General features: G+C 71.2%; 13 protein-coding genes and 1 tRNA gene. 3 read left to right on the top strand and 11 right to left on the bottom strand.

Annotated features, from left to right (window positions below; all coding sequences use genetic code 11):
* The first annotated feature begins 160 nt into the window (after nucleotides 1-160).
* A complete protein-coding gene (locus tag J7E94_RS24600) occupies nucleotides 161-955 on the top strand; it encodes an Fpg/Nei family DNA glycosylase (protein WP_215018968.1) in 795 nt (264 codons plus the stop codon).
* Nucleotides 956-991: 36 nt separating this feature from the next.
* Nucleotides 992-1774, top strand: a complete 783-nt coding sequence (locus tag J7E94_RS24595) for an SDR family NAD(P)-dependent oxidoreductase (RefSeq protein WP_215018967.1) — start codon at nucleotides 992-994, stop codon at nucleotides 1772-1774.
* On the opposite strand, the gene J7E94_RS34835 is transcribed toward J7E94_RS24595, so the two are convergent.
* The 9 genes from J7E94_RS34835 to J7E94_RS24555 all read right to left on the bottom strand — a co-directional run bounded on the left by J7E94_RS34835 (nucleotide 1722) and on the right by J7E94_RS24555 (nucleotide 16136).
* On the bottom strand, nucleotides 1722-1997 hold the full coding sequence (locus tag J7E94_RS34835; protein ID WP_374224497.1) for a hypothetical protein: 276 nt from the start codon (nucleotides 1995-1997) through the stop codon (nucleotides 1722-1724). The two genes, J7E94_RS24595 and J7E94_RS34835, sit on opposite strands and share 53 nt — an antisense overlap.
* 215 nt (nucleotides 1998-2212) lie before the next feature.
* On the bottom strand, nucleotides 2213-2593 hold the full coding sequence (locus J7E94_RS24590) for a helix-turn-helix domain-containing protein (RefSeq protein ID WP_030012484.1): 381 nt from the start codon (nucleotides 2591-2593) through the stop codon (nucleotides 2213-2215).
* Between the two features lie 109 nt (nucleotides 2594-2702).
* Entirely contained in the window at nucleotides 2703-3254 is a 552-nt protein-coding gene (locus J7E94_RS24585) for a CinA family protein (protein ID WP_308345438.1), read from the bottom strand.
* A 24-nt stretch (nucleotides 3255-3278) separates the two neighbouring features.
* Nucleotides 3279-3938, bottom strand: a complete 660-nt coding sequence (gene pgsA, locus J7E94_RS24580; protein WP_215018966.1) for a CDP-diacylglycerol--glycerol-3-phosphate 3-phosphatidyltransferase — start codon at nucleotides 3936-3938, stop codon at nucleotides 3279-3281.
* Nucleotides 3935-5431, bottom strand: coding sequence for a 30S ribosomal protein S12 methylthiotransferase RimO (gene rimO, locus J7E94_RS24575; RefSeq protein WP_215018965.1), 1497 nt, complete (start codon nucleotides 5429-5431; stop codon nucleotides 3935-3937). Before rimO ends, pgsA begins: the two co-directional genes overlap by 4 nt.
* 137 nt (nucleotides 5432-5568) lie before the next feature.
* Nucleotides 5569-6453 carry a helix-turn-helix domain-containing protein gene (locus J7E94_RS24570; protein WP_215019002.1) on the bottom strand — a complete coding sequence of 295 codons (885 nt, stop codon included), beginning with the start codon at nucleotides 6451-6453 and terminating at the stop codon, nucleotides 5569-5571.
* 236 nt (nucleotides 6454-6689) lie between these two features.
* Nucleotides 6690-9494, bottom strand: coding sequence for a DNA translocase FtsK (locus J7E94_RS24565; protein WP_215018964.1), 2805 nt, complete (start codon nucleotides 9492-9494; stop codon nucleotides 6690-6692).
* Nucleotides 9495-9704: 210 nt separating this feature from the next.
* Nucleotides 9705-10385: a two-component system response regulator gene (locus J7E94_RS24560; RefSeq protein WP_215018963.1), complete on the bottom strand. Its 681-nt coding sequence runs from the start codon at nucleotides 10383-10385 to the stop codon at nucleotides 9705-9707.
* A gap of 234 nt (nucleotides 10386-10619) precedes the next feature.
* Nucleotides 10620-16136 (bottom strand): HAMP domain-containing protein, encoded by a 5517-nt coding sequence (locus tag J7E94_RS24555; RefSeq protein ID WP_215018962.1) that lies wholly within the window; start codon nucleotides 16134-16136, stop codon nucleotides 10620-10622.
* A gap of 168 nt (nucleotides 16137-16304) precedes the next feature.
* On the opposite strand from J7E94_RS24555, the gene J7E94_RS24550 reads away from it, so the two are divergent.
* The gene (locus J7E94_RS24550; protein WP_251057172.1) at nucleotides 16305-18884 is read left to right on the top strand and encodes a SpoIIE family protein phosphatase; all 2580 of its coding nucleotides are present in this window, start codon (nucleotides 16305-16307) and stop codon (nucleotides 18882-18884) included.
* A 108-nt stretch (nucleotides 18885-18992) separates the two neighbouring features.
* On the opposite strand, the gene J7E94_RS24545 is transcribed toward J7E94_RS24550, so the two are convergent.
* A complete protein-coding gene (locus J7E94_RS24545; protein ID WP_215018960.1) occupies nucleotides 18993-19628 on the bottom strand; it encodes a hypothetical protein in 636 nt (211 codons plus the stop codon).
* Nucleotides 19629-19725: 97 nt separating this feature from the next.
* Nucleotides 19726-19801: transfer RNA gene (locus J7E94_RS24540), tRNA-Thr, on the bottom strand.
* Between the last annotated feature and the right edge of the window lie 24 nt (nucleotides 19802-19825).

Here is a 19825-nt window from a genome sequence, read left to right as displayed (position 1 = left end):
GCCAAGGGCCGGGAGCCGGGGCCGAGGCCAAGGGCCGGGAGCCGGGGCCGAGGCCAAGGGCCGGGAGCCGGGGCCGAGGCCAAGGGCCCTGGCCCCGGGCCCCCCGGCGCCACAGGTCGGCCGGGGTCCGCGGTCACCGCGGGGCACGCACAATGGGGCCATGCCCGAAGGAGACAGCATCCGGCGCGCGGCGACCCGCCTGCACACCGCCCTGGCCGGCAAGCCCCTCACCCGCAGCGACCTGCGCGTCCCCCGCTTCGCCACCGCCGACCTCACCGGCCGCACCACCCTCGACGTCACCCCCCGGGGCAAGCACATCCTGGCCCGCTTCGAGGGCGGCCTCACCCTGCACAGCCACCTCCGCATGGACGGCGCCTGGCACGTGTTCCCCGCGGGCGCGAAATGGCACGGCGGCCCCGCCTACGAGATCCGGGCGATCCTCGCCACCGCCGACCACACCGCCGTCGGCTACCGCCTCCCCGTCCTGGAGTTGATCCGCACCGCCGACGAGGACCGGGCCGTGGGTCACCTCGGCCCCGACCTCCTCGGCCCCGACTGGGACCCCGACCGCGCCGCGGCCAACCTCCTCGCCGCCCCCGAGCGCCCCCTGGGCGAGGCCCTGCTCGACCAGCGCAACCTCGCGGGCATCGGCAACATCTACAAGGCCGAACTCTGCTTCCTGGCCCAGGTCAGCCCCTGGACCCCGGTCGGCGCGCTCCCCGAGGCGGCCCTCCCCCGCCTGGCCGCCGCCGCCCACCGCCTGCTGGCCGCGAACACCGGTGACCGGCCCGGCCCCCGCAACACCACCGGCAACCGCCGCCCCGGCCAGGACCTCTTCGTCTACGGCCGCACCCGCCGCCCCTGCCTGCGCTGCGGCACCCCCGTCCGCGAAGCCCCCCAGGACGGCCGCCCGACCTACTGGTGCCCCCACTGCCAGCCCGGCCCGACGCCCTAGTTGACGCTCCGTCAGATCCGGTCGTACCGTCCCGGCATGCCCACACCCACCGGCACAGCCTCAGCCTCGTACGACCTCACCGGGCGCAGCGCCCTCATCACCGGCGCCGCGAGCGGAATCGGCCGCGCCACCGCCCTCCTCCTCTCCGAGGCGGGCGCGCACGTGCACTGCACCGACCGCGACGCGCAGGGCCTCGCCGAGACGGCCGCCCTCGTCGCCAAGGCCGGCGGAGCCGCCACGGTCCACCCCCTCGACGTCACGGACCGCACCGCTCTGCGGGCTGCCGTCGCGGCCGCGGGCCCGCTCGACATAGCCGCCGCCATCGCCGGGGTCATGCACACCAGCAGTGTGCTGGACACCGACGACGAGGACCTCGACCGGGTGCTCGACATCAACTTCAAGGGGGTCCTGCGCACCTGCCAGGAAGCCGCCCGCTCGATGATCGCGGCGGGCCGCCCGGGCTCGATCGTCACGATGGCCTCGGGCGCCGTGGACGCCGCCCAGCCCGGCCTGCTCTGCTACAGCGCCGCCAAGGCCGCCGTCGTCCAGCTGACGAAGACGCTCGCCACCGAGGCCGGCCCGCACGGCATCCGCGTCAACGCCGTCGCACCCGGCTGGATACGCACCCCCATGACCGGCCGCCACGCCCCCGAGGTGCAGGAGCAGACCGAGGCGATGATGGTCCGGATGTCCCCCCTGCGCCGGGTCGGCGAGCCCGAGGACATCGCCCAGGCCGTGCTCTACCTGGCCTCGGACGCCTCGTCCTTCATGACGGGCCAGATCCTTCGCCCGAACGGCGGAGTGTCGATGCCCTGGTAGTCCCGGGAACCGCGGTAACCCCGGCAGCCGCGTCCTCCGTCCCCCGCCGGACCCTGCGCTTCGGCTCCGGCACACAGTGCACCGGCAGCAGTCCCAGCCCCCATCCGCCTACAGCCACCGCGCCCTCCACGGGCCCGGACTCCGCGGGCGCGAGGGCCAGCCGCAGCACGGCCCACCACCACAGCACCCCCACCGCCAACGCGAGGGCCGGCGGCACAGGTATGCCCGAGCGCAGGCGCCGGCCAGGGCGCGGGCGCGCACGCGCGCGTAGGCGCAGGCGCAGTAACCGCCGCACGGCTGCCTCCCAGGGGCCGGAACCCGGACGGCCCCATCCTCCCGCACCCCCCTCCGCCCCGCACCCAGAACGGCCGGGAGCCCCGGCCGGTGCTTCACGCACCGGCCGGGGCTCCGGCCACACTCACACACTCACGTGCTCGCTCACGCGGCTACGACATTCACCGCTTCCGCAGGCGCCTTGATGGTCACCCGCTCCGGTCCACCCGTGACCGAAGCCATGGAGACCGAATTGAGCATCGGGCGGACCGGCACACTCACCGGTTCGCTTGCCGCGGCCGACTGTGCCAGCTCGGCCAGCGACAGTTCATCGCTGACTTCGCGCATCAGCTCGGACATCCGTACGTCCAACGCGTCGCAGATCGCGGAGAGCAGCTCGGAGGATGCCTCCTTCTGCCCCCGCTCCACCTCGGAGAGATAGCCGAGCGAAACTCGAGCCGACGAGGAGACTTCGCGCAGAGTACGGCCCTGGCGCTGGCGCTGCCGACGCAGCACGTCACCCAGCAGGCGACGGAGCAGAATCATCGGTGGCTCCCTCCTCTGACCGTGTAGCCGCATCCTTCACGCCCCACCGTACCGCCTCGCGCCGCGGCCGTGCGGGGAGCGATGTCGTGTTCACTCAGGGCTGTAAACATCAAGTCCCCCCGTTCTGTTCCGTATCCTGCCCCCGCAGATTCTCGCGGAGTTCGCTCGAGAGAAGTTCGAGCACTGTCCGTGCACTCTCCCTACGGATTTCCGCGCGGGAGCCGTTCAACCGCAGCCGGGCCGTATTCCTGATCCCCGGACCCGCCACGGCGACGAAAACAGTGCCCACCGGCTGCCCGTCCTGCGGGTCGGGACCGGCCACTCCGGTGGTGGCGATGCCCCAGGACGCGCCCATCACCCGCCGCACCCCGGCCGCCATCTCCTCCGCGACCTGCACGTTCACCGCGCCTTCGGCCGCAAGCAGGCCGGCGTCCACTCCCAGGATCCGGTGCTTGAGCTCCGTCGCGTACGCGGTGACCGAGCCGCGGAAGGACCGGGACGCCCCGGGTACGGCCGTGAGGGCAGCGGCCACCATGCCGCCGGTCAGGGATTCCGCGACAGCGAGCGTCTGGTCACGCTCCGCGAGCAGCCGCAGCACGTCCGCAGCAACACCGGCCGCACCGCCCGCCGCTTCCGCCACCCCGGCTTCACCTTCAGACACAGGAAAAATCCCCCACCCCATCTGTCACGCCGCCGCGGCCCGCTCCGCGGCGAGGCCCTTGCGGCGCAGCACGACCGCCTGCCGGATGTAGTCCAAACCGGTGACGACGGTCAGCACGACGGCGAGCGCCATCATCCAGAAGCGCAAGGTCGCCAGCGGCCCGGTCAGCGCGAGCACGTACATGCCCACGGCCGTGCCCTGCGCCAGGGTCTTCAGCTTGCCGCCCCGGCTGGCCGGAATCACTCCGTAGCGGATCACCCAGAAGCGCAGGAGCGTGATCCCGAGCTCCCGCCCCAGGATCACCCCGGTCACCCACCAGGGCAGGTCGCCCAGCCAGGAGAGGCAGATCAGCGCGGAGCCCATGATCGCCTTGTCGGCGATGGGGTCGGCGATCTTGCCGAAGTCCGTGACCAGGTTGTACGTCCGGGCCAGGTGCCCGTCGAAGATGTCCGTGATCATGGCGACGGCGAAGGCCGCCCATGCCCAAGCGCGCCAGGCCGGGTCGGAGCCGCCCTCGGCGAGCAGCAGGAAGACGAACCCCGGCACCAGGGCGAGCCGGATCATCGTCAGGATGTTGGCGATGTTCCACAGGCTGGCCTGATTGACCGCCGCGGCTCCCAGCTTCGCGCCGGGCGCCGGCCGGCGGCCGGTCCCGCCCGCCGCAGATGCCGGGGCTCCGGTCATCCGGCCGCCTCCTCAAGATCCAGGCCCAGGGGCTCGGCCACGAGGTCCACACCGAGGGAGCCGACCACCTTGGCCGTGACGATTCGCCCGGGGACCAGCCCCGTGCCGTCCGTGAAGACGACCTGTCCGTCGGTCTCGGGAGCCTGGTGGGCGGCGCGCCCGTAGGCACCCTCGCCGTCTTCGGCCTCGTCCAGCGGCACGACCGTCTCGACGAGTACCTCCAGGGTCTCCCCGATCCGCTCCTCCGCGCGCTGCGAGGTGAGCTCCTCGGCAAGCCGCTGCATGTGGGCGAGCCGCTCGGCGATGGTGTCCTCGTCCAGCTTGTCCTCGTAGCCGGCGGCCTCGGTGCCGTCCTCGTCGGAGTAGCCGAAGACACCGATGGCGTCGAGGCGCGCGTGGGTGAGGAAACGCTCCAGCTCGGCGAAGTCCGATTCCTTCTCGCCGGGGAAGCCGACGATGAAGTTGGACCGTACGCCGGCCTGCGGGGCCTTGCTGCGGATGGTGTCCAGCAGCTCCAGGAACCGGTCGGTGTCACCGAAGCGGCGCATGGCGCGCAGCACGTCGGGGGCCGAGTGCTGGAAGGACAGGTCGAAGTACGGGACGACCTTGGGGGTCGACGTCAGTACGTCGATCAGGCCGGGCCGCATCTCGGCGGGCTGGAGGTAGCTGACGCGGACGCGCTCGATGCCGTCCACCCCGGCGAGCTCCGGCAGCAGGGTCTCCAGCAGGCGGATGTCGCCGAGGTCCTTGCCGTACGAGGTGTTGTTCTCGGAGACCAGCATGATCTCCTTGACGCCCTGCTCGGCGAGCCAGCGGGTCTCGCCCAGCACGTCGCTGGGGCGGCGGGAGATGAAGGAGCCGCGGAAGGACGGGATGGCGCAGAAGGTGCAGCGCCGGTCGCAGCCGGAGGCCAGCTTGACCGAGGCCACCGGGCTCTTGTCGAGGCGGCGGCGCAGCGGCGCGCGCGGCCCGGAGGCGGGCGCGAGTCCGTCGGGCAGGTCGGCGGGTGCCTCGGCGACGGTCTCCTGGGCGTGACCCGGGAGGGCGACCTCGGCCTTCTGGCGCTCCGCCGGGCTGATCGGCAGCAGCTGGCGCCGGTCGCGCGGGGTGTGGGCCTCCACGCTGCCGCCGCTGAGGATGGTCTGGAGGCGGTTGGAGATGTCGGCGTAGTCGTCGAAGCCGAGGACTCCGTCGGCCTCGGGGAGCGCTTCGGCGAGCTCCTTGCCGTAGCGCTCGGCCATACAGCCGACGGCGACGACGGCCTGGGTCTTGCCGTGATCCTTCAGATCATTGGCTTCCAGCAGGGCGTCTACGGAGTCCTTTTTGGCGGCTTCGACGAAGCCGCAGGTGTTGACGACGGCTACGTCCGCATCGGCGGCGTCCTCGACGAGCTCCCAGCCATCCGCCGCCAAGCGGCCTGCGAGCTCCTCCGAGTCCACCTCGTTACGGGCGCAGCCAAGAGTGACAAGGGCGACGGTACGGCGTTCGGGCATGGACTCAAGACTACTTCGTCCCGGCGCGGGCCCCCGCCCCAAGTCCCCCCACAGCAAGATCCCCGGGGCCGGCGGCGGATGCCGCACAGCGCCCCGGGGATCCGGATTTACGCGTTCCGCCCTAGGGCGGCCCCGCCTCAGCCCGCCTGGGGCTGGTTCTGGAGGGGGTCTTCCCTGGTGTATGTGAGACGTTCCACCTGCCCCGGCTGGAAGTCGTCCTTGATCTCCTTGCCGTTCACGAAGAGCTTCACGGCCCCGGCGTCGCCGAGCACGAGCTCGACGGACTCCTTGTCCGTGAAGGTCTTGGACTCACCCTGCGCGAGGGTGCCGTCGAAGAGCAGCCGGCCGCTGTGGTCCTTCGCGGAGACCCAGCTCTCCCCGGTGTCGGCCGTCAGGACGACCGTGACGAGGTCCTTGGGTGCTGCCGCGATGGCACTGTCGGAAGGATCCGGCTTAGGCGGCTGCGGGGTCTGTTGGGGCTGGGCGGCCGGCTTCCCGCCGGTCTGCTTGGGGGCAGCGGAACCTTCCGCCACCGGCCGCTTGTCCTTGTCGCCGCCGCCGCCGAAGGCCGTGAAGCCCACGAAGCCGATCACGGCGACGATGGCGGCGACCATGGCGGCGGTCCAGTTGGGCCGCTGCCGCTCGGGGCGGATGCGCTCGGCATCGAACATCGGCGCGGCGGGCGTGGGTGCCGGCCGGCCGCCGTGGGCCGCGTCGTAGGCGTCGACCAGGGGTGCCGGGTCGAGGTGTACGGCGCGGGCGAGCGTACGGATGTGACCGCGGGCGTAGACGTCGCCGCCGCACCGCGTGAAATCGTCCTCTTCGATCGCGTGCACGATCGGAATGCGCACGCGGGTGCTGGAACTGACCTCGTCGACGGTGAGCCCGGCGGCGATCCGGGCCTTCTTGAGGGCCGTCCCGATGGACGGTCCTTCGACGGGACGTTCGACGGTGCGGTCCTCGGACCGGTCGTCGGTCGAAGGCCGCTCTTCTTCGGGGGAGTTGGAGTTGCCGATGGACACGTGGGCGCCTTTCGAGCGTGTAGCCACCTGCTGGATGTCCAGTCTAGGGGGGTGACGAAAGGGTGGAGCAACCGGAGGGTGCACTTCCTACGCCATCCGAATGGCGAGGGGAGGTCGGTCCGGTGCGGCGGCCCGACGCCGTGCGCGATGTCGTACGCGGTGCCGCCACCTCCCTTCAACTGGACGCGGGCCCAGGGGAAACGGTTGCCCGGAAAATCGCCGGGAACACCCACCCGTCACGGATGGGCCTCCCCCCGGATGACGGCGAGCACCCCGTCCAGCTCATCGGCCTTCAGCAGGACGTCGCGCGCCTTCGAGCCCTCGCTCGGTCCCACGATCCCCCGCGACTCCATGAGGTCCATGAGCCGGCCGGCCTTGGCGAAGCCCACCCGCAGCTTGCGCTGGAGCATCGAGGTGGAGCCGAACTGCGTGGAGACCACCAGCTCCGCCGCCTGGCACAGCAGGTCCAGATCGTCGCCGATGTCCTCGTCGATCTCCTTCTTCTGCTTCTGCCCGACGGTGACGTCCTCCCGGAAGACCGGGGCCATCTGGTCCTTGCAGTGCTGGACGATCCCGGCGATCTCGTCCTCCGTGACGAAGGCGCCCTGGAGGCGGACCGGCTTGTTCGCGCCCATCGGCAGGAACAGCCCGTCGCCCTTGCCGATCAGCTTCTCGGCGCCCGGCTGGTCGAGGATGACCCGGCTGTCGGCGAGCGAGGAGGTGGCGAAGGCGAGCCGCGAGGGCACGTTCGCCTTGATCAGGCCGGTGACCACGTCCACCGAGGGCCGCTGGGTGGCGAGCACCAGGTGGATGCCGGCGGCTCGGGCCAGCTGGGTGATGCGGACGATCGAGTCCTCGACGTCGCGCGGGGCCACCATCATCAGGTCGGCCAGCTCGTCGACGATCACCAGCAGGTACGGATAGGGGCTGAGCTCCCGCTCGCTGCCCGGCGGCAGTTTGATCTTGCCGTCCCGGATGGCCTGGTTGAAGTCGTCGATGTGCCGGTAGCCGAAGGCGGCCAGGTCGTCGTAGCGCAGGTCCATCTCGCGCACGACCCACTGGAGCGCCTCGGCGGCCCGCTTGGGGTTGGTGATGATCGGCGTGATCAGGTGCGGGATCCCCTCGTACGCCGTCAGCTCCACCCGCTTGGGGTCGACGAGGACCATCCGCACGTCCTCCGGGGTGGCCCGGACCATGACGGAGGTGATCAGGCAGTTGATGCAGGAGGACTTGCCGGAACCGGTGGCGCCGGCGACCAGCACGTGCGGCATCTTGGCGAGGTTGGCCATCTCGTAGCCGCCCTCGACGTTCTTGCCGAGCGCGACCAGCATCGGGTGGTCGTCCTCGGCCGCGTCCGCGAGCCGCAGGACGTCGCCCAGGTTGACCATCTCGCGGTCGGAGTTCGGGATCTCGATGCCGACCGCCGACTTGCCCGGGATCGGGCTGATGATGCGGACGTCCGGCGAGGCCACGGCGTAGGCGATGTTCTTCGCCAGCGCCGTGATCCGCTCGACCTTGACCGCCGCACCGAGAGTGACCTCGTAGCGGGTCACAGTCGGCCCCCGGGTGAAGCCGGTGACCTGCGCGTCGACCTTGAACTCCATGAACACGTTCGTCAGGGAAGCGACCACCGCGTCGTTCGCGGCGCTACGGGTCTTGCCCGGCCCCCCTCGCTCCAGCAGGTCTAGCGAGGGCAGGGCGTACGTGATGTCCCCGCGCAGCTGGAGCTGCTCGGCGCGGGGCGGCAGCGGCTGGGCCTGGGGCGGGGCCTTGGTCAGGTCGGGCACCGACAGCGTCCCGGAGGCCGCGGCCGTGGTGGCGTGCGGGGGCTCGGCGGCGTCCGCGGGAGCGGCCGCCGCGACGGGGCGCTCTTCGCGGGCGGGCGGCACCGGGGCGGTGATCTCCACGCCCTCCTCCCGCCCGACGGCGATGCCCTGGGTGAGGTCGGCGACGAGGGGCGAGGGCGGCAGCCCCCCGTAGACCGCCCCGTCCAGCGCGGCGGCGGCCGCAGCGGCCACGTCGACGGCGTCCATCCCGCGGTCCATGCCGGGCCGGGCGGCGGCCCGGCGCGGCCGGCGCCGCCGGGCGAGGGCCTCCTCCTCGGCGGCCCCGGACGGGTCGGCCGGTCCCGCGCCGGCTCCGGTACGGGACCGCCACCGCTCGGGATCGTGCCGGTCGGCGACGGCGCCCGCCGCGGCCTCCCCGTATCCCTCGTCGTATTCTCCCCCAGACTCCGTCCGGGGGTACCCCCATGGGGCGATGATCCCGAGCCTGATGCCGAGCCTCCGCAGCCGCTGCGGGATCGCGTTGACCGGGGTCGCGGTGACCACGAGCAGCCCGAAGACCGTCAGGAGCAGCAGCATGGGCACGGCCAGCGGCGCGCCCATGGTGAAGATCAGGGGCTTGGAGGCGCCCCAGCCGATGAGCCCGCCCGCGTTCTGCATCGCGGTGGTGCCCTCGTCCCGGCCGGGCGCCCCGCAGGCGATGTGGACCAGCCCCAGCACCCCGATGACGAGGGCGGACAGCCCGATGCCGATGCGGCCGTTGGCGTCGGGCTGCTCAGGATGGCGGATGAAGCGCACCGCCATGACGCCGAGCAGGATCGGCACGAGCAGATCCAGTCGCCCGAAGGCGCCGGTGACCAGCATGGTGACCAGATCCCCGACGGGACCGCTCAGATTCGACCAGGTTCCGGCGGCGACGATCAGCGCGAGGGCGAGCAGCAGCAGGGCCACGCCGTCCTTGCGGTGCGCGGGGTCGAGGTTCTTGGCGCCCTGGCCGATCCCGCGGAAGACCGCGCCGACCGCGTGTGCGCAGCCGAGCCACACGGCGCGCACCAGCCGCACCACGCCCCCCGTCGGGGACGGCGCGGGCTTGGCCGCGACCTTCTTGACCGGGGCCCGCTTGGCGGCCGCGGCCTTCTTCGCCGGGGGCTTGCGCGCGGGAGCCGCCTTCTTCGCCGGCCCGCTCGTACGGCCGGTGCGGCTCTTCGCGGTGCCCGCGGCGCTCTGGGAACCCTTGCCGGACGTACTTGAGGCCATGGGGCCGAGGTTACCGGTGACCACGCCGGTGGACACGCGTGCCCACCCCTTCACCCGTTCGTGTCGCCCGCCCCGCGCGGGCTTTGACGCCCCACCAGACCTGGCGGTCCGCCAGGCGACCCTGGAACCCGGGCCTCCACGGCCTCCCGGTCAGCCCTGCGCAGGCAGTACGGTCCCCGGCTCAGCCCTGCGTAGCCAGACGGCCCCGGTTCAGCCCTGAGCAGGCAGTACGGCTCCGCCGCCCGCCCCGGGCTCCAGCGCGTCGAGCGCCCGCCGCAGGCCGGTCAGCTTGCGTTCCAGATGGGCCGCGGTCGCCACCACCGCCGCGTCGGCCGAATCCTCGCCGAGCTGCTTGGTCAGCGCCTCGGCCTGCTCCTCGACCGCCGCGAGCCGCGCGGAGAGCTCGGCCAGCAGTCCGGCCGTCTCCTTGCTGCCTTCGACGCCGTTCGAACCGCCGCCCTCCAGCTGGAGCCGCAGCAGCGCCGCCTGCTCCCGCAATTGGCAGTTCTTCGTATACAGCTCCACGAAGACCGAGACCTTGGCCCGCAGCACCCACGGGTCGAAGGGCTTCGAGATGTAGTCCACCGCGCCCGCCGCGTAGCCGCGGAAGGTGTGGTGCGGACCGTGGTTGATCGCGGTGAGGAAGATGATCGGGATGTCCCGGGTCCGCTCCCGCCGCTTGATGTGCGCGGCCGTCTCGAATCCGTCCATGCCCGGCATCTGGACATCCAGCAGGATGACCGCGAAATCGTCCGTCAGCAGCGCCTTGAGCGCTTCCTCACCCGACGACGCCCGGACCAGTGTCTGATCGAGCGCGGAGAGGATGGCCTCCAGCGCCAGCAGATTCTCCGGCCGGTCGTCGACCAGGAGGATCTTGGCCTTCTGCACCATGCCCTGTCCTCCTCGCCCCGGCATGGGGCCTCCCCGGCTCCTGGCTCCGGCTTGCACGCCGGGCCCCGCCCCAGAGGACGGCATCCTTGCGCCGTCCGTCCTTGTGCCGGTCATCGTAGCCCCAGTCCCGAGATCGCCACACCCTGTCACCAAGATGTCACTGTGCACGAAGCAGAAACGTGGTGGAAGAGCAGAAGGTTCCCTCTGCGCCGCCCGATCACACGTGTCCTGCGATCACTTGCCCCGCATATGCCCCTCCATGACCGACAGTAGGTAGTCGGGCTCCACGGGCTTGGTGACGTAGTCGGACGCACCGGACTCGATCGCCTTCTCCCGGTCCCCCTTCATCGCCTTGGCCGTCAGCGCGATGATCGGCAGCCCCTCGAACTGCGGCATCCGCCGGATCGCCTCGGTCGTCGCGTACCCGTCCATCTCCGGCATCATGATGTCCATCAGCACGACCGCCACGTCTTCGTGCTGCTCCAGGACCTCGATGCCCTCCCGCCCGTTCTCGGCGTAGAGCACCGCCAGCCCGTGCTGCTCCAGCACGCTCGTCAGCGCGAAGACGTTGCGCACGTCGTCGTCCACGATCAGCACCCGCTCGCCGTGGAAGTCGTACGTCCGCGGCCCGGCCGGGAGCGCCTCCTCCACCCCCCACGCGTCGGCGTGCGGCTGGCCCGGCACCTCCACCCGCGGCAGCGGATCCGTCAGGGCCTTGCGGCGCCGCCGGAACAGGGCCGAGGACACCCCCTGCCCGGCCGGCTCACCGCTGCGCACCGGAGCCGCGGACTGCGGCGGCGCCGGCGGCACGGGCGCCACCGGGGCCTCCGGCAGCGCCGGCAGCATCGGCCGCGCCGCCCCGTCGGCCGGCCTGCGGTACAGCTCGCCGCGGCCGCCGCCGGGCGTGGGCGGCGCGTATCCCTGCGGGGGCAGCTCGCTCGGGTGCAGCGGCAGGTAGAGCGTGAAGGTGGACCCGCGGCCGGGCTCGCTGGCCGCGTGGATCTCCCCGCCCAGCAGCCGGGCGATCTCCCGGCTGATGGACAGCCCCAGGCCCGTACCGCCGTACTTGCGGCTGGTCGTCCCGTCCGCCTGCTTGAACGCCTCGAAGATCACCAGCATCTTGCTCGCCGCGATCCCGATCCCGGTGTCGGTCACCGAGAAGGCGATCAGGTCCGCGTCGGCCTCCCGCAGCGAACCCGCCTCCAGCAGCTGCTCCCGGATCGCCGCCGGCACATCGGCCCCGGCCGGCCGGATCACCAGCTCAACGGCACCGTTGTCCGTGAACTTCACCGCGTTCGACAGCAGGTTGCGCAGCACCTGGAGGAGGCGCTGCTCGTCGGTGTGCAGGGTCGCCGGCAGCTCCGGGGAGACCCTGACCGAGAAGTCGAGCCCCTTCTCCGCCGTCAGCGGCCGGAAGGTCGCCTCCACGTAGTCCACGAGCTGGACCAGCGCGATCCGGGTCGGCGAGACGTCCATCTTCCCGGCCTCGACCTTCGACAGGTCGAGGATGTCGTTGATCAGCTGGAGCAGGTCCGAGCCCGCGCCGTGGATGGTCTCGGCGAACTCCACCTGCTTCGGCGAGAGGTTCTCGTCCGCGTTGTCGGCGAGCAGCTTGGCCAGGATCAGCAGCGAGTTGAGCGGGGTCCGCAGCTCGTGCGACATGTTCGCCAGGAACTCGGACTTGTAGCGCATCGAGACCGCGAGCTGCTCGGCGCGCTCCTCCAGGACCTGCCGGGCCTCCTCGATCTCGGTGTTCTTCACCTCGATGTCACGGTTCTGCCGGGCCAGCAGCTCGGCCTTCTCCTCCAGCTCCGCGTTGGCGGCCTGGAGGGCCTTCTGCCGGTTCTCCAGCTCGTCGGAGCGCTCGCGCAGCTGCTCGGTCATCTCCTGCGACTGCTTCAGCAGCATCTCCGTCTTGGAGTTGACGCTGATGGTGTTGACGCTCGTACCGATCATCTCGGCGATCTGGCTGAGGAAGTCCTTCTGGATCTGCGTGAACGGCGTGAAGGACGCCAGCTCGATGACGCCGAGCACCTTGCCCTCGAAGAGCACCGGCAGCACGATCACGTGCGCCGGCGGCGCCTCGCCGAGCCCCGAGGAGATCTTCAGGTAGCCGGGCGGGGTGTTCTCGACGAGGATCGTCCGCTTCTCCTCGGCGACGGTCCCGATCAGCCCCTCCCCCGGCCGGAAGGAGGTCGGCATCTGGCCTCCGGCGTACGCGTAGCTCCCGCGCATCCGCAGCTCGTACGAGCCGTCCGCGCCGCCCTCCGTCCCGATCTCGGTGGTCCCGCCGGCCGGCAGCGCCAGGTAGAACGCGCCGTGCTGCGCGGAGACCACCGGGGTGAGCTCGCTCATGATCAGGGAGGCCACGTCGTCGAGCTCCCGGCGGCCCTGCATCAGGGCGGAGATCCGGGCGAGGTTGCCCTTGAGCCAGTCCTGCTCCTTGTTGGCCAGGGTGGTGTCGCGCAGGTTGACGATCATCGTGTTGATGTTGTCCTGGAGGACCTGGATCTCGCCCGCCGCGTCCACGTCGACCTTCAAACTCAGATCCCCGCGGGTCACCGCGGTGGCCACGGCCGCGATGGCACGCACCTGCCGGGTGAGGTTGCCGGCCATCTCGTTCACGGACTCGGTCAGGTCCCGCCAGGTGCCGTCGACGTCCCGGACGCGGGCCTGGCCGCCCAGGATGCCCTCCGTACCCACCTCGCGGGCCACCCGCGTCACCTGGTCGGCGAAGGACGACAGCTGGTCGACCATCGTGTTGATGGTCGTCTTGAGCTCCAGGATCTCGCCCCGGGCGTCGATGTCGATCTTCTTGGTCATGTCGCCCTTGGCGATGGCGGTCGTGACCATGGCGATCTGCCGCACCTGGCCGGTGAGGTTGGAGGCCATGAAGTTCACCGAGTCGGTGAGGTCCTTCCAGGTCCCCGAGACACCCGGCACGTGCGCCTGGCCGCCGAGCCGGCCCTCGGTGCCCACCTCGCGGGCCACGCGCGTGACCTCGTCGGCGAAGGAGGACAGGGTCTTCACCATCGTGTTGACGGTGTCGGCGAGCTGCGCGACCTCGCCGCGCGCCTCGACGGTGACCTTCTTCGTCAGGTCGCCGTTGGCGACGGCCGAGGAGACCTGGGAGATGTTGCGCACCTGCGAGGTCAGGTTGTTGGCCATCAGGTTGACGTTGTCGGTGAGGTCCTTCCAGATGCCGGTGACCCCGCGCACCCGGGCCTGGCCCCCGAGGATGCCCTCGGAACCCACCTCGCGGGCGACCCGGGTCACCTGCTCGGCGAAGGACGACAGCTGGTCGACCATCGTGTTCACGGTGGTGACGAGTTCGAGGATCTCGCCCTTCGCGTCGACCGTGATCTTCTTCGACAGGTCGCCGGTCGCGACCGCCGTCGTCACCTCGGCGATGTTGCGCACCTGGGACGTCAGGTTGTTCGCCATGAAGTTGACGGACTGCGTGAGGTCCTTCCAGGTGCCGGAGACGCCCTTGACCTCCGCCTGACCGCCCAGGATGCCCTCGGTGCCCACCTCGCGGGCCACCCGCGTGACCTGCTCCGCGAAGTTCGAGAGCTGGTCGACCATCGTGTTGAGGGTGTTCTTCAGCTCCAGGATCTCGCCGCGCGCGTCCACGTCGATCTTCTGCGACAGGTCGCCGCGGGCCACTGCCGTCGCGACCTGCGCGATGTTGCGCACCTGCGAGGTCAGGTTCCCGGCCATGCCGTTCACCGAGTCCGTCAGGTCACGCCACACGCCGGCCACCCCGGGCACCTGCGCCTGACCGCCGAGCCGGCCCTCCGTGCCCACGTCCCGGGCCACCCGGGTCACCTGCTCCGCGAAGGCCGAGAGCTGGTCGACCATCGTGTTGATGGTGTTCTTCAGCTCCAGGATCTCGCCCCGGGCGTCCACGTCGATCTTCTGGGACAGGTCGCCGCGCGCCACCGCCGTGGTCACCTGGGCGATCTGCCGCACCTGGGAGGTCAGGTTGCCGGCCATGAAGTTGACGGAGTCGGTGAGCTCCTTCCAGGTGCCGGACACCCCCTCGACCCGGGCCTGCCCGCCCAGCCGGCCCTCCGTGCCCACGTCCCGCGCCATCCGCGTGACCTGGTCGGCGAAGGAGGACAGCTGGTCCACCATCGTGTTGACGGTGTTCTTCAGCTGGAGCATCTCGCCGGAGACGTCCACGGTGACCTTCTGCGACAGGTCGCCGTTCGCGACCGCCGTCGTCACCTGCGCGATATTGCGCACCTGGCCGGTCAGGTTGCGGAAGGCGGTGTTCACCGAGTCGGTGAGGTCCTTCCACGTCCCCGCGGCCCCCGGCACCTGCGCCTGGCCGCCCAGCTCGCCCTCGACGCCGACCTCACGGGCCACTCGTGTCACTTCCGCACCGAAGGACTGGAGCTGGTCCACCATCGTGTTGACGGTGTTCTTCAGCTCCAGCATCTCGCCGGCCACATCGACGGTGACCTTCTGCGACAGGTCGCCGTTGGCCACCGCCGTCGTCACCGTCGCGATGTCCCGCACCTGCGTGGTGAGGTTGCGGAAGACCGTGTTCACCGAGTCGGTGAGGTCCTTCCACGTCCCCGCGGCCCCGGGCACCTGCGCCTGGCCGCCGAGTGTTCCCTTGGCCCCGACCTCGCTGGCCACACGCGTGACCTCATCCGCGAAGGTCCGTAGCGTCTCGGTCATCTGGTTGATCGTTTCGGCCAGCTGCGCCACCTCGCCGCGCGCGCTGACCCGCACCTTCTGCGACAGGTCGCCGTTGGCGACGGCCGTCGTGACCTGTGCGATCCCGCGCACCTGGGCCGTCAGATTACCGGCCATGGTGTTGACGGAATCGGTCAGGTCCTTCCACACACCGGCGACCCCGGGCACCTTCGCCTGGCCGCCCAGCTCACCCTCCGTGCCCACCTCGCGGGCGACGCGGGTCACCTCGGAGGAGAAGGAGGACAGCTGGTCCACCATGGTGTTCACGGTGTTCTTCAGCTGGAGCATCTCGCCGGCCACGTGCACCGTGACCTTGCGGGACAGATCGCCCTTGGCCACCGCGGTCGTAACGAGAGCGATATCACGCACCTGAGCGGTGAGCCGGTACGCCATCGTGTTGACGGAGTCGGTCAGATCCTTCCAGGAACCGGACATGCCGCGCACCTGGGCCTGACCGCCGAGCTTCCCCTCGGTGCCCACCTCCAGCGCCACGCGCGTCACCTCGTCGGTGAACGCGGATAGCTGGTCGACCAGGTTGTTGACCGTGCGCCCGACCTTCAGGAACTCCCCGCGCAGCGGATGCCCGGACCCGTCGGCCGTCTGCGTCCGCAGGTCCATCCGCTGGTCCAGATCGCCCTCGGCCACCGCCGACAGCACCCGGCCCACCTCGGACACCGGCCGGGCCAGGTCGTCCACCAGCTGGTTCGAGGCATCGATCGCGGCCGCCCAGGAGCCCTCACAGGCACCTGTTTCCAGCCGTTCGCTCAGCTTCCCCTCGCGGCCCACCATCCGCCGGACCCGGGACAGCTCCCCGGTCAGGTGGAGGTTGCGGTCGGCGACCTCGTTGTAGACGGCGGCGATCTCCGCCATCACGCCCTCGCCGGATACCGTCAGCCGCTTGCGGAAATTGCCGTCCCGCATCGACACCAGGGCCGTGAGCAGCCTGTTCAGTGCGGCGGTATCGACCTCCGTCGTGCCACCGCGCCGGGACCGTCCGCCCTTGGGCCGCGTTCCCGTACGCCGCACCGCTGCGCCAGACTCCACCGTGTCCCTCCCGAAAGGGTCGACCGCTGTTCCACCGGACACCTGACTCGTCACGAGCCGGTCCTGCAAGCCTGCCCAGTGTTTCATCCTGGCCGAACCCGGCGATAACACTTCGGCACCATCGCACACCGGCCGTACCCTGCGGGTGGAATCCCCGACGACGGCACCATGCCGACCGTGAAGGTAAGTAACCTGGCACCCGATGTCCAACCGCGTCGAAGGAGACTCGTGATCACGGCACGGGCGGCTGCCAGTTTCGATCCCCTAGGGCGCTCGGTCGCCGCCGCTCGCGCGTTCGTCCGCGACACCCTGCAGGGCTGGGGCTTCGCGGACATCGTCGACGACGCGGTGGTCCTCACCAGCGAGCTCGTCACCAATGCCGTGGTCCACGCCGGAACCAGGGCCGAGGTGCTGTGCCTGCGCGCCGAGGACGGCGTACGGGTCGAGGTCGCCGACCGCTACCCGGAGCGCGAGCTCCCGCTCCAGCACCCCGGTGAGCGGCCCTACGCCGACCCGGACCGCGAGAACGGCCGCGGCCTCATGCTCTGCGCCGCCCTGGCCACCCGCTGGGGCGTCGAGTACACGGCCACGCACAAGCACGTGTGGTTCCGCCTCGACCTCCCGGACCGTCCGGTCGGTACCCGCTCCGCGGGCCCCATCGTCCCCGACCAGCTGCTCCCCCTCGCCGACAGCCGGGTCCGCGTCGCCGTCATCCAGATCGACTCCGCCGACGCGATCTCCGCCTGGAACGACGACGCCGAGCACGTCTTCGGCTACGCGCCCGAGAAGGTCATCGGCCGCCCGCTCGCCGAGCTCGCCGCCTGGCCCCAGACCCCCGGCACCGGCACCGGCATCGCCGAGGCCCTGCGCCTGTCCCGCTGGGAGGGCAGCTACGGCATCCGCGGCGCCGACGGCCGGGTGATCCCCGTTTACGCCTCACACCTGCGGGTACGCGATGCCCACGGGGAGCCCTCCATCGTCTGCCTCCTCGTCCACGACGACGAGCGCGCGCTGCTCCAGACCCCCGTACGCATCCCGACCGACAACGGCCACCTGACCGAGTCCCGCCCCGACCCCTTCGAGGTCTTCATCGGCTCCCCCGCCCCCGACGACCTCGACGGCCTCCTCCAGCGCACCGTCGAGCGGGCCCGCGACCTCCTCGACGCCGACTCCGCCTTCCTGCTGCTGGCCACCGACGACGAGACCGAGCTCGAGGTCCGCGCCACGACCGGCCTGCCCTCCACCCGCCAGCGCTTCGCCCGCGTCCCCGTCGAGGCCGGCACCAACCGGTACGGCTCCGCCCGTATGCCCGCCGTCCACGACGACCTGGCGGCTGTCCCCGGAGCCGTTCCGCTCCTGGAGTCCACCGGCATGCGCTCCGCGGTCACCGTCCCGCTCAAGGTCGAGGGCCGGCTCACCGGCTCCCTCGGAGTCGCCGCCGAGGTGCCGGGCCGCTACTCCAACGCGGAGGCCCTGCGCCTCCAGTTTGCCGCGGACCGCATCGCCCTCGCCGTCGAGTCCGCCCGCCTCGGCGAGCTGGAACGCCTGCGCCGCGGCTCCCTCTCCTTCCTCGTCGAGGCCTCCGACCTGCTGGCCGGCACCCTCGACCGGGACCAGACGCTGGCCCTCATGGCCCAGATGACCGTCCCCACCCTCGCCACCTGGTGCGCCGTCTACACCATCGCCGACCAGGCCTCCGACCCGTACCTCTCCTACGTGCTCCACGAGGACGAGGAGCGCATCGACGGCCTCAAGGCCCTCCTCTCCCGGGTCAGCCCGCCGGAGCCGGTCCGCGAGGCGGGCGCCCGCCCCTGGCCGGCAACGGCCGCGGCGGTCGGCGGCGAGACGGTCGTCCTCCCCCTCCTCGCCCGCAACCGCGTGATCGGCATGCTCACGCTCGGCAAGCCCAGCGAGGAGCACTTCCGCCAGGAGATCCTCGAACTCGCCGAGGACCTCTCCCGCCGCGCCGCACTCGCCCTGGACAACGCCCGCCTCTATTCCGAGCGCACCGCGATCAGCCGCTCCCTCCAGCGCAGCCTGCTGCCGCCCGGCTCCCCGGCGATCCCGGGCATGGAGGTCGAGGTCATCTACCGCGCGGCCGGCGAGGGCAACGAGGTGGGCGGCGACTTCTACGACGTCTTCCCGATCCGCGACGGCGTGTACGGCTTCGCCATCGGCGACGTCTGCGGCACGGGCCCCGAAGCTGCCGCGGTCACCGGCCTCGCCCGGCACGCCCTGCGCCTCCTGGCCCGCGAGGGCCTCGGCGGTCCGGCGGTCCTCGAACGCCTCAACGCGGCCATCCTCGACGAGGGCGCCCGCAGCCGCTTCCTCACCCTCCTCTACGGGGAGCTCCACCCCCAGCCCGACGGCAGCGCCCTGATGAAGGTCGTCTGCGCCGGCCACCCGCTCCCGCTCCGCCTGCGCCCGAACGGCGAGGTCACTCCCGCCGCCGATCCTCAGCCGCTGCTCGGCGTGCTCGAAGACCTGGAGCTCTACGAGCAGACCCTCACCCTCGAAGCCGGCGACGTGCTGCTCTGCGTCACGGACGGCGTGACGGAACGCCGCGAGGGCACCCGCATGCTCGGCGACGACGGCCTCGCCGAGGTCCTCACCACCTGCACCGGCCTCACCGCCGGCGCGGTGGCCTCCCGCGTCCTGCGCGCGGTGGAACGCTTCGCGGCCGAACCCGCCTCGGACGACATGGCCATCCTCGCCTTCCGGGTCCCCCACCAGCGCGAAGGCGACTGACCGCGGGGCGCAGCACCGGTACGGCGTGAAACCTCGCCCCCACGTCGCGGGCGAGGAGGACGCCGATCCCCTTGACGCGATCCGCGACCTCCTCGAAGGCGAGACCGGCTATTGCTGACGGCGGGTGAGCGCGATGCCGAGCACGCCACGCACGTAGTTCTCGAGGAACCCGGGAAGCCATACCTCAGCCGCCGTGGCGGCGAACACCTTCTCGAGACGCTCGTCCTTGCGATCGGTGAGCATGACGATCCGCCAGGTGTTGGTGGGCCGCTCATCCGTGCCGGCGACCCCGTGCTGCACATGGAACAGCGGTTGCCCGATGCCGGCGATCAGGGCCTTGCCCTGGGCGTCGCGCAACTCGGCCCGGCCGAGGAAAGTGACGAGCTGCCGCTCGTGGTTCAGTGAGACCTCCTCCAGCACCAGCCCGTATTCCGACGGCTCGATCCACAGCCGCTGCTGCGACTGCCGCACGAACTCGTCACCGAGCTCCCCGCCCTCCCGTCCCGGCACCCAGGCCGCGGCGGTCCCCTCCTCGACCACGTAGGGGATGAAGGCACCGGGGTTGCCGGCCTTCCGCACCTCCATGTCCCAGATCATCGCCTTGGTGAAAGTCAGCGGCTCCTCGGCGACATAGTGCTCGGCCACCACGCGATTCACATCAACTGGCGGCAGCTCCGCCCGCGTGTACCGCTCGTTGTTCCACGCACTCTCGAACTCAGCCTCGGCCTGCGTCAGCTGCTCCATCGACTGTCTCCCCATTCCCCGTTTACTCAGGACGTCGCGCCGAGCAAGATCCTAAAACGCAAGAAGGCCCCCGCCTGATGGCGGGGGCCTTCTTTGTTGGAGCCCTTTAACGGAATCGAACCGTTGACCTTCTCCTTACCATGGAGACGCTCTACCGACTGAGCTAAAAGGGCGGGTTGTTCGGCGGCGTCCTACTC

The organism is Streptomyces sp. ISL-94 (genome assembly GCF_018614075.1).
GTDB lineage: Bacteria > Actinomycetota > Actinomycetes > Streptomycetales > Streptomycetaceae > Streptomyces.
The sequence above is the reverse complement of the archived record's forward strand: the minus strand, read 5'-3'. Positions and strand labels throughout refer to the sequence as shown.

Excerpts from the sequence above, each read along its gene's own strand:
- J7E94_RS24600 (WP_215018968.1), top strand. The coding sequence starts at position 161 with ATGCCCGAAGGAGACAGCATCCGGCGCGCGGCGACCCGCCTGCACACC.
- J7E94_RS24595 (WP_215018967.1), top strand. The coding sequence starts at position 992 with ATGCCCACACCCACCGGCACAGCCTCAGCCTCGTACGACCTCACCGGG.
- J7E94_RS24590 (WP_030012484.1), bottom strand. The coding sequence starts at position 2,593 with ATGATTCTGCTCCGTCGCCTGCTGGGTGACGTGCTGCGTCGGCAGCGC.
- pgsA (WP_215018966.1), bottom strand. The coding sequence starts at position 3,938 with ATGACCGGAGCCCCGGCATCTGCGGCGGGCGGGACCGGCCGCCGGCCG.
- rimO (WP_215018965.1), bottom strand. The coding sequence starts at position 5,431 with ATGCCCGAACGCCGTACCGTCGCCCTTGTCACTCTTGGCTGCGCCCGT.
- J7E94_RS24565 (WP_215018964.1), bottom strand. The coding sequence starts at position 9,494 with ATGGCCTCAAGTACGTCCGGCAAGGGTTCCCAGAGCGCCGCGGGCACC.
- J7E94_RS24560 (WP_215018963.1), bottom strand. The coding sequence starts at position 10,385 with ATGGTGCAGAAGGCCAAGATCCTCCTGGTCGACGACCGGCCGGAGAAT.
- J7E94_RS24550 (WP_251057172.1), top strand. The coding sequence starts at position 16,305 with ATGCCGACCGTGAAGGTAAGTAACCTGGCACCCGATGTCCAACCGCGT.
- J7E94_RS24545 (WP_215018960.1), bottom strand. The coding sequence starts at position 19,628 with ATGGAGCAGCTGACGCAGGCCGAGGCTGAGTTCGAGAGTGCGTGGAAC.